This window comes from Saccharothrix sp. HUAS TT1 (assembly GCF_040744945.1).
In the GTDB taxonomy this organism is placed as follows: Bacteria; Actinomycetota; Actinomycetes; order Mycobacteriales; family Pseudonocardiaceae; genus Actinosynnema.
Map to the genome: position 1 here is coordinate 6437033 of NZ_CP160453.1, position 14021 is coordinate 6451053.

The 14021-nt window shown below is 76.4% G+C and carries 12 protein-coding genes; 9 read left to right on the forward strand and 3 right to left on the reverse strand.

The genetic code is table 11. The features are described from left to right. Positions 1-20: 20 nt before the first annotated feature. Entirely contained in the window at positions 21-941 is a 921-nt protein-coding gene (locus tag AB0F89_RS28845; protein WP_367128774.1) for a S1 family peptidase, read from the reverse strand. Between the two features lie 132 nt (positions 942-1073). Here AB0F89_RS28845 and AB0F89_RS28850 point away from each other — a divergent pair, with 132 nt between their 5' ends. Beyond that, a complete protein-coding gene (locus tag AB0F89_RS28850) occupies positions 1074-1904 on the forward strand; it encodes a DMT family transporter (RefSeq protein WP_367128775.1) in 831 nt (276 codons plus the stop codon). Between the two features lie 41 nt (positions 1905-1945). Further along, positions 1946-2833, forward strand: a complete 888-nt coding sequence (locus AB0F89_RS28855; RefSeq protein WP_367128776.1) for a DUF2268 domain-containing protein — start codon at positions 1946-1948, stop codon at positions 2831-2833. Between the two features lie 31 nt (positions 2834-2864). Here AB0F89_RS28855 and AB0F89_RS28860 read toward each other — a convergent pair whose 3' ends face one another. Beyond that, positions 2865-3221 (reverse strand): ArsR/SmtB family transcription factor, encoded by a 357-nt coding sequence (locus AB0F89_RS28860; RefSeq protein ID WP_367128777.1) that lies wholly within the window; start codon positions 3219-3221, stop codon positions 2865-2867. 63 nt (positions 3222-3284) lie between these two features. Then, positions 3285-4070: a BTAD domain-containing putative transcriptional regulator gene (locus AB0F89_RS28865; RefSeq protein ID WP_367128778.1), complete on the reverse strand. Its 786-nt coding sequence runs from the start codon at positions 4068-4070 to the stop codon at positions 3285-3287. Between the two features lie 293 nt (positions 4071-4363). Between AB0F89_RS28865 and AB0F89_RS28870 the strand changes: the two genes are divergently transcribed. The 7 genes from AB0F89_RS28870 to AB0F89_RS28900 all read left to right on the forward strand — a co-directional run bounded on the left by AB0F89_RS28870 (position 4364) and on the right by AB0F89_RS28900 (position 14018). Beyond that, entirely contained in the window at positions 4364-4531 is a 168-nt protein-coding gene (locus tag AB0F89_RS28870) for a thiazolylpeptide-type bacteriocin (RefSeq protein ID WP_367128779.1), read from the forward strand. 63 nt (positions 4532-4594) lie between these two features. Further along, a complete protein-coding gene (locus AB0F89_RS28875) occupies positions 4595-7042 on the forward strand; it encodes a lantibiotic dehydratase (RefSeq protein ID WP_367128780.1) in 2448 nt (815 codons plus the stop codon). Next, positions 7039-8112, forward strand: coding sequence for a hypothetical protein (locus AB0F89_RS28880; protein WP_367128781.1), 1074 nt, complete (start codon positions 7039-7041; stop codon positions 8110-8112). The genes AB0F89_RS28875 and AB0F89_RS28880 overlap by 4 nt, the downstream gene beginning before the upstream one ends. Next, entirely contained in the window at positions 8109-9656 is a 1548-nt protein-coding gene (locus AB0F89_RS28885) for a hypothetical protein (protein ID WP_367128783.1), read from the forward strand. Before AB0F89_RS28880 ends, AB0F89_RS28885 begins: the two co-directional genes overlap by 4 nt. Beyond that, positions 9653-11341 (forward strand): TOMM precursor leader peptide-binding protein, encoded by a 1689-nt coding sequence (locus tag AB0F89_RS28890; protein WP_367128785.1) that lies wholly within the window; start codon positions 9653-9655, stop codon positions 11339-11341. Before AB0F89_RS28885 ends, AB0F89_RS28890 begins: the two co-directional genes overlap by 4 nt. Then, positions 11338-12456, forward strand: a complete 1119-nt coding sequence (locus AB0F89_RS28895; protein ID WP_367128786.1) for a hypothetical protein — start codon at positions 11338-11340, stop codon at positions 12454-12456. The genes AB0F89_RS28890 and AB0F89_RS28895 overlap by 4 nt, the downstream gene beginning before the upstream one ends. After that, positions 12453-14018, forward strand: coding sequence for a thiopeptide-type bacteriocin biosynthesis protein (locus AB0F89_RS28900; protein WP_367128787.1), 1566 nt, complete (start codon positions 12453-12455; stop codon positions 14016-14018). The genes AB0F89_RS28895 and AB0F89_RS28900 overlap by 4 nt, the downstream gene beginning before the upstream one ends. Positions 14019-14021 lie beyond the last annotated feature (3 nt).

Below are 14021 nucleotides of genomic sequence, written 5' to 3' on the forward strand. Positions count from 1 at the left end.
ACGGTCCCGGGCCGACGCCCTCAGCCGGTGACCAGGGTCAACCCGTACGCCGCCAGCGGCTCGGCGATCGGCTGGATCCAGGTGGTCCCGCCGGACGTGCAGGACCCGGTCCCGCCCGAGACCAGGCCGACCGCGCGGGCGGTGGAGCCGGACCCGGGGTTGGTGACCACCGGCGCGCCGGACGTGCCCGCCTCCGGGCACAGGTTGCCGCGGATCAGGCCGTGGACGCAGCCCTGCGGGTAGCACACCGTCTGGTTGATGCCGGTGACGCCGCCGCACCGCCACCCGGTGACCGGGCTGGAGTAGCACACCGACGAGCCGACGGGCGGGCTGGTGTAGCCGGTGATGGTGATGTCGCCGCCGGCGGCGTGGCGGTCGACCAGTGCCGTCGACACCGCGGCGGTCGACACGACCCGGATGAGGCCGTAGTCGTTGGACGGGAACGACGAGCCGGCCGCCGGTCCGATGTAACCGCCGACGCCGTGCCACTCGCTGCCCGCGGTCACGCAGTGCCCGGCGGACAGGACGTAGCGGACGGCGCCCGCGCGGGCGTTGAACCCCAGCGTGCACCGCGCGCCGCTGCTGTGGATGGTCTGGCCGGAGATCAGGTCCCACACCGGGCGCGGCGCTTCGGCGACGTGCTCGACGGTGACCCGGCCCGCGCCGAGCCCGGCCGCCCACTCGGCGACGCCCGCGGCGGAGCCGTGCACCGAGACCACCACCGAGTCGGCGCCGACGTGCCACCCGGTGACCGACCGCGGTCGCGTCTCAGCGTCCCGCTCCAGGGCGGCGGCGGCCCGGTCCAGGGCGGCGGTGGCCCGGTCCAGGGCGGCGGTGGACGGGGAGGCGGGCGCCCCGGACACCGGCCCGGCCTGGGTGAGCGCGAGACCGGCGGCCAGCACGGCCGCGCCGACCCGACGTGCGACACCGGCGAAGGTCATGGGCTCCTCCCTCCCGCACCGCGACCGTAGGGCTCCGGAGCACCCGCTGGGTATCGACCGTTCGTGGCCGGTTGCCGGTGGTCGCCACTGTCGGCAGAGTCGGCCGGGCCGATCCGCACCTACCCTGGTCAGGTGTGGATCGCGGTCCTGTGCGCGCTCACAGGTGCGGTGCTCAGCGCGGTGGGCGCGGCGCTGCAACACTCCGGCGTCCGGGACGTCGGTGACCTGACCGTGCGCCGGTTCACCCGACTGGTGGGCAACCGGCGGTGGCTGCTCGGGTTCTCGGTGCTGGTCGTCGCCGCGACGCTCCAGGTCCTCGCCCTGGCGATGGCCCCGGTGACGGTGGTGGCGCCGCTCGCGGTCCTGTCGCTGCCGATCATCGCGGCCATCGGCGTCACCCGCGTCACGCCGGTGTTCGCGGTGGCCGTGGGCGCGGCGACGGCCGGGGTGGCCACGTTCGTGGCGCTCGCCGCCCGGTCCGCGGTGACCACCGACGTGCCGCCCGCGGTGGCGTTGCGGGCCGGCCAGGTGGTGGCCGGGGTGGTGGGCGTGTTCGTCGTCGTGGCGGCGTTCCGGAGCGGCACCTCACGGGCCTTGGCGCTCGCCGCGGGCGCGGGCGCCGCGTACGGGTTGGTGGCGGTGCTCGTGCGGGACGTGGCGACCTCGCTGCCGGAGGTCCCGTGGGCGTCCTTCGTCGAGCTGGCGCTGGCGTTCCTGGTCGGCGCGTCGCTCGTCCAGCTGGGGTACGGCAGCGGTCCCGCCGACCTCGTGGTGGCCGGACAGACGGTGGTGAACCCGATCGTGGCGGCGTGGATCGGGATGGCGCTGCTGGACGAGACCCCGGACGCCGGTCGCGGCACGGTGGTCGCGCTGGTGGCGAGCGCCGCCGTGTCGCTGACCGGCATCGCCGCCATCGCGCGGTTCCACCACCGCCGGCTCGCGGGCAACAACCCGGGCGGTTGAGCTTGTGCCTGCCGTTGCTGGAACACCTAGCCTCCGCCGACATGACGATCGAGGTGTTGGACACCCACTCGGCCATGTCCGGAATCCTGCGGGCTGCGCGCGAGGACCGGCCCGCGCTGCTGAAGGCCATGCTGGAGCCCGCGGCGGGGATGTACCGGCACTTCCCCGGCGAGGTCGACCTGGTCGCCATGCACCGGATGGGCTCGGGCTTCCCGCTCGACCGCGACGAGGACCGGTGCCTGGAGGGGCTGGCGGCGTTGCGCGACGCCGACGCGTGGGGCCGGGTCGGGCGGGCGCTCGACTCGGCCCTCGCCGCGCAGCTCGCGGCCACCCCGCAGGTGGTGGCGCCGGACATCACCGTGCTGCTGGTCCTCGGCGACCCCGGTGACGACCACTTCACGGGCCCGAGCCTGGGCGTGACGGCGAACGGCAGCGTGACCGGGTACCTGTTCCTGAACCTGTGGCCGTACCCGGAGAACCTGGCGCGGCTGGAGGCGACGGCGGTCCACGAGCTGAACCACAACCTGCGCTACGGGCCGGGCGGCGTCGTGTGGGACCCGGCGACGGTCACCGTGGGCGAGCAGGTGGTGTCCGAGGGGCTGGCCGACGCGTTCGCCCGGCAGCTGTACGGCGACGAGCTCGGCCACACCCGCGTCGGCGTGCCGCACCTGCACGACGACGCGGTGTTCGACAAGGTCGTCTCCGGCCTGGAGGTGACCGGGATGCGGAACTTCACCGCGTGGGTCCACGGCGACGCCGCCGCCGTCCGGTACGGCGCGACACCGGTCGGGTTGCCGACCGGGGCCGGTTACGCCGTGGGCAACCGGCTGGTGGACGCCTACCTGGCCGCGACCGGCCGCACCGCGGCGCAGGCCCTGCCGGCGGACCGCCGGGAGGTGATCGACACCGCGCTGGCCCGGCTCCGGTAGCCGCTCGGTGGCGGCGCGGGATCCGACGACCTCACCCCGGGGGCGGGTCCGGCCCGGGTTCCTCGGCGAGGCGCTTGACGGTCGCCAGCCGTCGGTCCCAGTCGGACGCGAGCTTGGACAGCCACAGCGCGGTGGCGTTCAACGCCGCCGGCCGCACCGCGTACCGCACCTCGCGCCCGACGCGGTTGCCCGCGACCAGCCCGGCGGCGTCGAGCACCGCGAGGTGCTTGACCACGGCCTGCCGGGAGACCGGCAGCCGTTCGGCGAGCGCGGTGGCGGTGGCCTCGCCGCGGGCGGCGAGCAGGTCGAGCACCTGCCGCCGGGTGGGGTCGGCCAGCGCGGCCAGCACGTCGGCCGACTCGTTCCTCTTGGGACGTTCGTCAGTCACACCGGAAATTGTTCACGCACAACCACCTCCACGCGCGGCCGTCGCACGACCGCGGGTGGCCGGTCACGCGTTGGCGAGCAACCCCTCGAACACGGCCCGCGCCTCACCGCCGGGCCTGATGCCGAGGTCCGCGTCGAGCACCCGGCACAGCCTGCGGTAGACGTCGATCGCGCCGACGCGGTCACCCGTGTGCGCCAAGGCTCGCATCAACAACACCTGCGACGACTCCCTGGTGGGGTGGGCGGACGCCTGGGGCACCAGGAGGTCCGCCGCCTCGGCCCACGCGCCGAGCGCCGCTTTCGCCGTCGCCAGGTGTTCCACGGCGGTGAGCCTGCGCTCGCGCCACAGCGCGGCCACCGCCGTCGCCGGGCCGGACGGCACCAGGCCGACCAGGCCGTCGACCGGCCAGATCGCCAGCCCCGCGGTCAACGCGGCCACCGCGCACGACGCGTCGCCCAGTCGCAGCGCGGCCGCGCCGCGCCGCGCCAACCCGTCGGCGCACAGCGCGTCCACGGCGTCGGCGGGCACGTCGAGCCGGTAGCCGTGGCCCACGTGCACGAGGAGTCGGGAGAAGCCGGGGTTCGCCGCGTCCAGGCACCGGCGCAGCCGCGACGCGTACAGCTGGAGGTTCTTCACCGCGCTGCGCGGGGGTTCCTGCTCCCACAGGAAGTCCATCAGCCGATCGGTGGACACCGCCGCGCCGGCGTCCAGCGCCAGCGCCGCCAGCAACGTCCGCGCCTTCACCCCTCCCGGCACCACGTCGCGCACGGTCGGCCCGCTCACCGCCGGACCACCCAGCACCCGGACGTCGACCTCCTGCTCCACACGCAACGTCGAACAGACCGACACCCCGGATCTCCCCACCTCGAACCCCACCGACCACCGCACACGGTAGGTCGTGGTCCGAGCGGCGCGGCGGAAGTCCGAACACCGCGCACCACCGCCCGGCGCACCGCATACCGGACGTATACCGGCAGGTGGGAGCGTGCCGCTCGTTGCCCACGCCGCGGAGAGGCGCCCGATGACCCCGGACGAACCCGATTCGGATAACCGCAAGGCCGCCGGCCGGGTGGTCGGGGTCACCGCGCCCGGTCCCGGCCGGGCAGCTCGCCACCCGATCCACCGACGAAAGGACGTGACCGATGGACCTCACCTTCGACGACTCGGAGCTGGACCTCGGAGACCTGGCCGTCACCGCGATGCGCGACGCGGTCGCGCTGCCGGAGACGGGCGCCTCGGCGGCCGCGTGCTCGTGCAGCAGCACCTCGTGCTGCTGCTGTCAGCAGCCGCAGCTCCCGACGCACGGCTGAGTCGACGCGAACCGGGGGCGTCCGCTCGCGGGCGCCCCCGGCCCTCACCACGGGGAGCACCGGATGGCCACTGACCCGACGGGCCGCACCACCACCGAACTCGCGCCGTACGCGCTGGTCCGGGTCGCCGCGCTGCCGCACCCCCGACCGGTCGCGTCGGACTTCCGGACCGGGTTGGACGCGGTCGTGGCGGCGCACGCCCGGATCGCGGCGCGGGCGCCCGACCTCGCCGACGCGCTGCACGACAGCGCCGCCGGCCACTCGGCCGGGTTCCACCGGCGGGTCGTGCTCCCGTTGCGCCGCGACGTGCACAACGGTCGCGCGCCGCGCCCGGAGTCGACGGCGGAGCTGGGCGACCTGCCGGAACGGGTGCCCCTGCTCCGCGCCTGGCTGACCGCGCACGACGAGCTGGCGCGCGCGGTGGACGCGGTGCTGGCGGCGTGGCCGGACGAGCTGGCCGCGTCCCGGGCGTGGCTCGCGGAGGTGTGCGCGGCCGACCCGCTGCGCCGCGCGAGCGTGCTGACCGGCCCCGACCTGCTGCACGGCTTGGACCGCACCGCGCGCGGCCAGGGCGTGCCCGACCGGCGGGCGCGCAAGGCCGAGCCGACGACGCTCCGGTACGCGTTGCGCGCGACCGCGAAGACCAGTCCCCTGTCCTGGTACACGCACGTCGGTTGGGGCGCGTGGGGCGACGGGCCGTGGCCCGCGGCGGAGCCGGTGTCGCGCCCGGCCGTGCACCGCCTGCTGGTGACCAGGCTGCTCGACGCCTTGGGCCCCCGGCTGCCGCACCGGCTCGCTCCGGCCCTCCGCGAGCGCGACGGCCGGGTGCTGTTCCGCCGGGACGCCCCGGTGGAGGGCTCCGGCCGGGCCGCGGTGGTCCGCGAGGAGGAGGTGGACGTCGCCGCTTCCGGCCCGCTGCGGTTCGTGGTCGACCTCGTTCGGGGAGCCGGGCCCGACGGGCTGCCGCCCGCCCGGATCGCCGAGGCGCTGGCGGCGCGGTTGACCACCGCCGACGCGGATCACAAGGCGCACGACTTCGTGACCCGGACCCTGGCCGTGGGCCTGCTGGTGCCGGTACCGCCGATCCACCCCCAGGACCCGGACGCGGTGGGCTCGCTGGCCGCGTGGCTGGCGCCGACCGACGCCGACACCGCGGACCGGTTGACCGCGCTCGCCACCACCACGGCCGCGTTCGCGCACGCCGACCCGCCCGCCCGCGTCACCGCGCTGGCCGGGTTGGCCGCGGGCTGGCGCGACCTCGGCGAACGGGTGGGCGCGGACCTGACCGGCGTCACGCCGGTGGTCGAGGACGTGGTGCTGCCCGAGCCGGTGCCGGTGCCACCGGGCGCGGCGCCCGCGCTGACCCGCCTCACGCCGCTGCTGGTGGCGTTCGACCAGCAGGTCCTGCTGCGCCGGCTGATCCGGACCAGGTTCGTGGAGCGGTTCGGCGAGGGCGGTGACGCCTCGCCCGCCGAGTGCGCCGCGCCGCTGGCGCTGGCGTGGCAGGACTCGATGGACCCGGGCCTGGCCGACGACGCGCGGGACCCCGGTGTCCGCGCGGTCTTCCAGCTCCGCGAGAAGCTGGCCGGGCAGGTGCACGAGGGCGTCGTCACCGACGACGTGCTGCGGTCCGCGGTCGACCTGCTGCCCGCGTGGGCGACCCGGCGCACCGGCTCGTACGGCTTCTTCGCCCAGCCGACCCGCGACGGCCGGCTGGTGGTCAACCACGTCTACGCCGGGTTCGGCAAGTTCACCAGCCGCTTCCTCGACCTGCTGCCCGGCGCGCGCGACGCGGTGACCCGCCAGGTGTCCCGGCACACCACCGAACCCGTGCAGTTCCGGCCGGTGCAGGGCTTCAACGCGAACCTGCACCCCCTGCTCGGCGCGCGCGAGGTCGGCGAGGACGCCCGCTGGGCCGACCTGGTCGCCGACGAGCTGCGGGTGCGGCACGACCCGGTCGCCGACGAGGTGCGGTTGACCCACCGCGGCGTCCCGCTCGACGTGCTCTACCTGGGCTTCCTGATCCCGCCCGCGCTGCCGGACCGGCAGGTGGCGCTGTACTCCGACCTCGCCTGCGGGTGGGTCGACCTCGACCGGCTGCGCGCCGTCACCGAGGACGGCGGTGTCACCGCACGGGGCCGCCTGACCTTCGGGGACGTCGTGCTGGCGCGCCGTTCCTGGGACTTCGCCACGCCGCCGCCGGTCGGCGCGGAGGAGCGGGCCGCGCTGGACGTGGCCCGGTTGCGCGCCCGGCACGGGCTGCCGGAGCACGTGTTCGTCGGGCCGGACCGGGGGCCGGTGTCGGCCGACGCCTACCGACGCGCGCTCACGGCGGCCAAACCGCAGTACGCCGACCTCGGCGACCCGCTGCACCTGCGCTGCCTGCCCCGGCTGCTGGCCCGGTTCCCGGACGGCGTGCGGCTGACCGAGGCGCTGCCGGTGCCCGGCGCCGGGTCGCCGACCGGCCGGGTGGTCGAACTGATCGCGGAAACGTACTGGAGGGCTTCGTGACCGATGTCGTCTGCTACTACCACAACCCGGTGAAGGCGCCCCTCCTCCGCGACGCCGTGCTGCCCGCGCTCGCCGAGGCCGAGGACGCCGGCGCCACCGGGCACGTGGAGCGGCACTGGTTGCACGGGCCGCACGTGCGGGTGCGGCTCGACGGTCCGGAGGCCGCCGACCTCGTCGCCTCGCGGCTGCGGGCGCACCTGGCCGCGCGACCGTCCACCGCGGCGGCGGACCCGGCGGCATTGTTGGCGCAGTCCCGGCGGAACGGGATCGCCGAACTCGTGCCGCCGCCCTACGAGCCGATCCACCCGGACAACACCGTGCTCGTCGAGCCGACCGACCTCGCCGACCTGCGCCGGCTGCTGGGTTCCGACGTGCTGGTCGACCTGCGCGCCCGGTGCCTGCGGCTGGGCGTGCCCGCGATCGCCGACGCCGTGGCGGTGGACGGGACCGGCCCGTCACGCGTGCAGTCGGCCGTGGTGGCGATGGCGGCGCACGCGAGCCGGTTCCCGGCGGGCCTCGTCAACGGCTACCACTCGTTCCTGTCCCACCTGGAGGGCTTCCTGCTGCACAGCGATCCCGACGGCGTGCTGCGCGACCGGTTCGACCGGGTGTGGGAGCGCAACGCCGACCCGGTGGTGGACACCGTGCGTGGTGTCGCCGAGGGCGACGTCACCACGCCGTGGGTCACCTGGACGGACGCCTCCCGCGCGTTGATCGAGGAGGTCTTCGACCGCGGCGACCTGCCCACGGCCTACTCGGCGCACCTCGGCGAGCGCGCCGTGGCGATGGGCGAGGAGGAGGCGATCCGGCGCTGGAACCGCGCCGACGACGACCCGGTCAGCGAGTACCACGCCAGGTTGCGCGACGTCGACTTCGACCACCCGGCCTACCAGCGCCCGGTCACCGTCTACCGCTTCGGCACCAACGTGCTCTACCAGCTGCTGGCCGTGTGCGACGTGACGCCGGTCGAGCGCTACCTGGCCGCGAGCCTGGTCGTGCGGGCGGTGCAGCGGATCACCGGGATCGGCTGGTCGGAGCACGTCGCGCAGATGGCGCGGGTGGCGAGGTGAGCGGGGTCCTGCTGCGGCTGCGGCCGATCGCGCACGCGACGCCCACGGAGACCGGCCTGCACGTGCGGGGATGGCGTTCCAGCTTCACCCTCGACGGCGGCAGGGGGCTGTGGACGATCTGGGAACGCCTGGCCGGTCCGCTGGCCGAGGGCGTGCCGCCGGAGCAGCTGGCGGTGCCGGAGCACGCGTCGCCCGCGGTGGCCCGGGCGCTGGAACTGCTCATCGGACAGCTGCGGGAGCACGACCTGCTGGTGGAGGTGCCCGCCGAGTGGGGCCCCGACGCGCCGCCCGAGGACATCGCGAGCTGGCTGGAGTCCGTCGCGCCGGCACCGCTGGAGGCGTGGCGCCGGCTCCGGTCGGCGACGGTCGAGGTGATCGGCGAGGGCGCCCTGGCCGCTGCCGCGCGGCGCGCGCTCGGCGCGGCGGGGCTGGAGGTGACCGCCCGGTCCGGGCCGGGGCTGCTCCTGGTCGCCGGGGAGCACGCCGTCGCGGCCGGGTGCGCCGCCGAGGTCGGTTTCGCGGTCGCACCCGGCCCGGTCGCCGACGTGACGGCGGACGCGGCGGCGGTGGCGGACCGGTTGGCGGGCACTGCCGGGGAGCCGCCGGAGGTGCTGGCCGCCCTGGTCGGCTCGGCCGCCGCGCACCGGCTGGTCTGCGCGTTGGGCGGGTTGCCCGACCCGTCGGGCGAGGTGGTCGACATGTGGAGCGACGTGCCGCCCGGCGGCCCGCCGCACCAGGCCGTCCTGGTGGCCCGGGTCGACCCGCTGCACGCCGAGTACCACCCGTGGCTGTCCGCCGTCCGCCCGCGGGAGCCGAACGGCACGCTGCTGGACGTGCTGGGCGACCGCGAACTGGGCCCCGTCCCCACCCCGCTGCCCGGCGACCTGCCGCAGCTGCCGGTGAAGCTGGCGGCGTCCGGTGACGTGATCGGGTACGGGACCACCGAGCACGCCGCCCGGCTCGACGCCCTGCTGCGCGCCGCGCGTCGGCTCGCGCCGGAGGGCGCGGTGCTCGGCGCGGACCGGGTGCACGCCCTCGGGCTGGCCCTGCGCACGGCGGTCCGGCGGCTGCCCGGCACGCCGGTCGCGGAGTCGGAGTGGTCTGCCGACCCGACCGCCCGGCGCTGGTGGAAGGCCGTGGCGCTGCGGTTCGCGCTGCCCGCCGCGGTGGAGGTGACCCGGCTCGGGGACGGCGTGGTGCGGGCCGTGGTCCGGGCGGACGGCAAGGAGCTGTCCTGGGCGGTCGAGGCCGAACCGGCGGACGCCGTCGCGTTCGCCGCCCTGGCAGCGGCCGGATCGGCGCAGGCCGGATCGGGCGCCGGGCCCGTCGTCCTCTGCGGAGCCGCGCCCGTGCCCACCCCTGACGCGGCCGCCGCGCCGTGGACCAACCGCGACTGGTACTGGCCCTACGGGTTGCGTGACGCCGAAGACGCGTTCCAGGAGGCCCTGCGCGCGCTCGCGGCCGACGTCAAGCCGGTGCACCTCGGCCCGGTGCTGGAAGCCGCCGGGCTGGTGGCGTTCGCGGCGCCCGAGGAGGGCCGGTGACCGTGCGGGTGGTGGAGCTGACCGACTACACGATCGGCGACCTGGCCGACGTCGGCGCGGACGGTCCCGTGCTGCCGGTGCGGTTCGACGGCGCGCTGGTGCTGATCGGGCCGGTGTCGGACGGCGTGTGCGTGAGCTGCGCCGAGGACGCCCGCCTCGCCACGCTCGGCGAGTCGGTACCGCGCGGCAACCCGCGGATGCGGTTGGGCGGCACTGCCCCGCCGACCCTGCGGCCGCTGCTGGCCCTGCTGGTGGACCGCGTGCTGGCCGACCCGGAGGGGCACCGCGACCGGGTCCTGGCGCTGCGGACCGACCTGGCGACCGTGGGCGAGCACCGGGTGCGCCCCCGGCCGGGCGGCTGCCCGACGTGCGGCCCGCTGCCCGAGGACTCCCCGGAGGCCGCGGCGGTCGTCCGCGCGCCCGTGCCGGTGACGCCCGGAACGCTGCGCGGCCCGAACCCGCTCACCGGGGGCGACGCCCTGCACCGCGAGCTGTTCGACCTCAGGCACGGTCCGGTGGGCGGGATGCACCGCATCGGCGACCTGACCGTGGCGGCGGTCAGCGCCGAACTGGGCGGCGGCCAGGCGGGCTTCGGTCGCACCGCCGACTACGCCGAGGCCGAACGCGTCGCGCTGTACGAGGCGGTCGAACGGCACGCGGGGCTGCGCCCCCGGCGCGTCACCACGGTGCTGGAGGCGTCGTTCGCCGAACTGGGCGACCGCGCGCTGGACCCGACCCGCCTCGGTCTGCCCGACCACGAGTCACCGCACGTCGTGCCCTACAACCCGGACGTGCGGACCCGATGGGTGCACGGCTGGTCCTACACCCACGCCCGCCCCGTCGCGGTGCCCGAGCACGTGGCCTACTGGGGCCCGGCGGTGGGACCCCGGTTCGTGGACGAGACGTCCAACGGCTGCGGCGCCGGCAACAGCCTCACCGAGGCCGTGCTGTACGGGCTGTTCGAGGTCGCCGAGCGGGACGCGTTCCTGACCGCCTGGTACGGCCGCGCCCGGCTGCCCCGGCTGCGGGTGCGCGACGACGTGACCGGGCACATCGCGGACCGGCTGGACCAGCTCGGCTACCGGCTGGAGCTGTACGACGCCACCAACGACCTGGGCGTGCCGTCCGTGCTGTCGCTCGCCCGCTGCACGTCACCGCGACCGCAGCTGCCCAGGGCGTTCTTCGCCGCCGGCGCGGGTCTGGACCCGGACGCGGCGATGCGCTCGGCGGCGGCCGAGGTCGCGATGGACGTGGAGGCGGGCGCCAAGCGGTACCGCGTCGAACCCGGCGACTACGACCCGGACCGGTTGCGCCGGCTGCTGCGCGAGCCGCGGCTGATCCGCAGCATGGACGACCACGTGAACGTCAACGGGCTGCCGGAAGCCGCCGAGCGGTACGACTTCCTGGCCGACGGCCCGGAGTACGACCTCGTGACGCCCGACGTGCCGCGCGACGACCTGGACGCGCTGCTGGAGCACTACGTGCGCCGGTGGGCGGAGCTGGACCTGGAGGTGATCGCGGTCGACCAGAGCGACCCGGTGGTGCGCGACCGGCTCGGCCTGCACTCGGCCAAGGTGATCGTGCCCGGTGCGGTGCCGATGACGTTCGGCGAGCTGAACCGGCGCACCCGCGGCCTGCCGCGGCTGCGCCTGGCCGGCGACCCGCTGCCCCACCCGTTCCCGTGAGCGCGGAGTCCGCGGCGCTGGCCGCCGCCTACAGCCACGGTCCCGGGCGGGTGGTCGAGCCCGGCACGTCGCCGCGCACGGCCGCTGCCTCGGGACCGCGCGTGCCACTGGCGGCGTTGGCCGCGCAGGGCCCCTTCGGCGAGGCGCTGGCGCGGTTGCTGACCGACGTCGCGACACCGCTGCGGTGGGAACCGTGGAACCAGTACAACGACCACCGGTCGTACCCGTCCGCGCGTGCCGCGTCCACTGTGGACCTGGCGCTGGCGGTCGGCGCGCGGCGGTGGGTGCTGGACCCCGTGCGGCGGGCCCTGGTCGGTGACGGGACGCCCGTGCCGGACGGTCCCGCGCGGGTCGAGCTGGTCCGCCGCCGCGACCGCCTGTCCCCCGGCTACCGCGAGTTCGGCGACGTGCTGACCGAGCTGGAGGTCGGTCACGTCGCGGCGGCGCTGGTCGAGCACGCGGCCCGGCTCGGTCTCGGCGCCAGGGCCGACGGGCTGACCGTCACCGTGGCGTTCGACGGTGGTACCACCGGCCCGGTATCCGTCCCACACCGCAGTTCAGGCGTTGGTCCACGTGGTATCGCGGCCGACCCGAGGCCGCTGCCCGCGGGCGTGCTGGACGCCGTGGTCGAGGCCGTCAACCACCCGCCGGCCGGTTCACCGGTGCGCGCCGACCTGCGGCACCGGTTGGCCGTGCGCAACGTCGAGGGCGTCGCCGACGGCTGGTACGCGGTGACCGGCGGCCTGCGGCTGGTCGAGCCGGGACCGGCCGTACCCGGCCTGCGACCGGTGTTCGGGCACCCGCCCGGCACCCTCGACATCGCCTCGATGAACCTCGCCCTGGTGACGACCGGCGACCCGGCCGCCGCGGTGGCGTCGGACGGGCCGGACGGCTACCGGGCGCTGCTGCGCGCCGCCGGCGCCACCGCGCAGCACGTGGGCACGGCCGCCGCGGCCGAGGGCGCGTTCTGCCGCCCGGTCCGCAGCACCGACGACGGCCCGCTGGAGGCCCTGGCCGGCGCGCCGCCGTCGCACTCGCTGCTCTACCTGCTCCTGGCCGGCCGCCCGCGCGGCACCGGCTTCGCCTACGACCTCACACCCCTGGAGGCGCGATGACGTGGACCAGCCTGCACGTGCGGCTGTCCTGGTCGGTCGAGGACGTCGACGCGTTCATCGCCGACGTCCTCGCACCGGAGCTGGACGGGCGGCGGCGGCAGGGGCGCCTCGCCGACTGGTTCTACATCCGGTACTGGCGGACCGGCCCGCACCTGCGCGTCCGGCTGCGGGACGCCACCGAGGACCTGGCCGACCGGCTGCGCGACCTCGTCGCACTGGCGGATCACCCAGTCGTGGACGTGGACCCGTCCGCGTTCGACGGCTGGCTGCCGCACGGCGACGTCCGCGAGACGCCCTACGAGCCCGAGGTGGACCGGTACGGCGGCCCGGACGCGCTGCCCGTGGCCGAGGAGGTGTTCTGCCGCAGCACCGAGGTGGCGGTCGCCGTGCTCCGGTCCGTCCGCACGCGGGGCGCGAAGTTCACCGCCGCCGTGGAGCTGGCGATGGCCACGACCACCGCGCTGAAGCTGGACCGGGTGGAGGCGGCGTCCTGGCTGCGGTCGCTGGCCACGGGGTGGCGCCAGGTCGACGAGCCCGGCTCCCCTCCCCCGCTCGGCTCGCACCTCGCCGCCCGGACGCTGCACGAGGCCCGCGCGGCCGCCCTCGCCACCCGCTGGGACCGGCTCGAATCGCACGCCACCGGCGCCGTGGCGCACTGGGCCGAGCAGGTGCGCGCGGACCTGCCGCGCTACGTCTGGGGCTCACAGCTGCACATGCTGTTCAACCGCCTGGGCGTCGACCCGGAGGAGGAGCGCACCGTCTGCCGCCTGGTGGCGATGACGGCCGAGGAGCCGGACGGGCCGCTCCCGTTCCACCAGGACGGCGCGACCGCGCCCGACCGGCACTACCTCGCCGCCAGCCGGTTCCACCCCGGCGTGCCGGACCAGGGTCCCCTCGCCGTCCCGGTGGCGCCGGCCCCGAGGCCGCCGTGGTGGCGTGACGTGCCGCTGCCCGCGGGCGCGACCGTGCCGGGCTCGCTGGCCGACGCCCTGCTGACCCGGCGCACCGCCCGCGGCGAGGAGCCGGCCGGCCCGCTCGACGCCGACCGGTTGGCGACCCTGCTGTGGACGGCGCAGGGCGCGTTGCCGGACGGCCGCCGGCCGTACCCGAGCGCGGGCGCCCGGCACAGCGCCCGGCTGCGGCTGGTCGCGTGGCGGGTGACCGGCCTGGAGCCGGGCGTGTACGACGTGGACGAGGTCCGGCGCACCCTGGTCGAGGTCGCGCCCGCGCCGCCGGTGGCGGACGTCAGCGCGTCCTCGATGTGGTTCGGCCACGGCGACGGCCGGGTGGACCTGACCACCACGCCCGCGGTGCTGGCGCTGTACACGCGGGTGAGCGCGCTGCGGAAGGCGTACGGCCTGCGCGCGCTGCGGTTGGCGTTCACCGAGGCCGGGCACCTGGCGCAGAACCTGGCCCTGGTCGCCGGGGCGTCCGGGTTGGCGCTGGGCATGATCGGCGGCTTCTACGACGACCTGGCCCACGACGTGCTGTGCCTGGACGGCGTGGACGACGCGCTGGTCTACCTGATGCCCGTCGCGGTCCGGGCCGACGCGGCGGGTTAGCGG

Excerpts from the sequence above, each read along its gene's own strand:
- AB0F89_RS28845 (WP_367128774.1), bottom strand. The coding sequence starts at position 941 with ATGACCTTCGCCGGTGTCGCACGTCGGGTCGGCGCGGCCGTGCTGGCC.
- AB0F89_RS28870 (WP_367128779.1), top strand. The coding sequence starts at position 4,364 with ATGGACCTCACCTTCGACGACTCGGAGCTGGACCTCGGAGACCTGGCC.
- AB0F89_RS28900 (WP_367128787.1), top strand. The coding sequence starts at position 12,453 with ATGACGTGGACCAGCCTGCACGTGCGGCTGTCCTGGTCGGTCGAGGAC.
- AB0F89_RS28855 (WP_367128776.1), top strand. The coding sequence starts at position 1,946 with ATGACGATCGAGGTGTTGGACACCCACTCGGCCATGTCCGGAATCCTG.
- AB0F89_RS28875 (WP_367128780.1), top strand. The coding sequence starts at position 4,595 with ATGGCCACTGACCCGACGGGCCGCACCACCACCGAACTCGCGCCGTAC.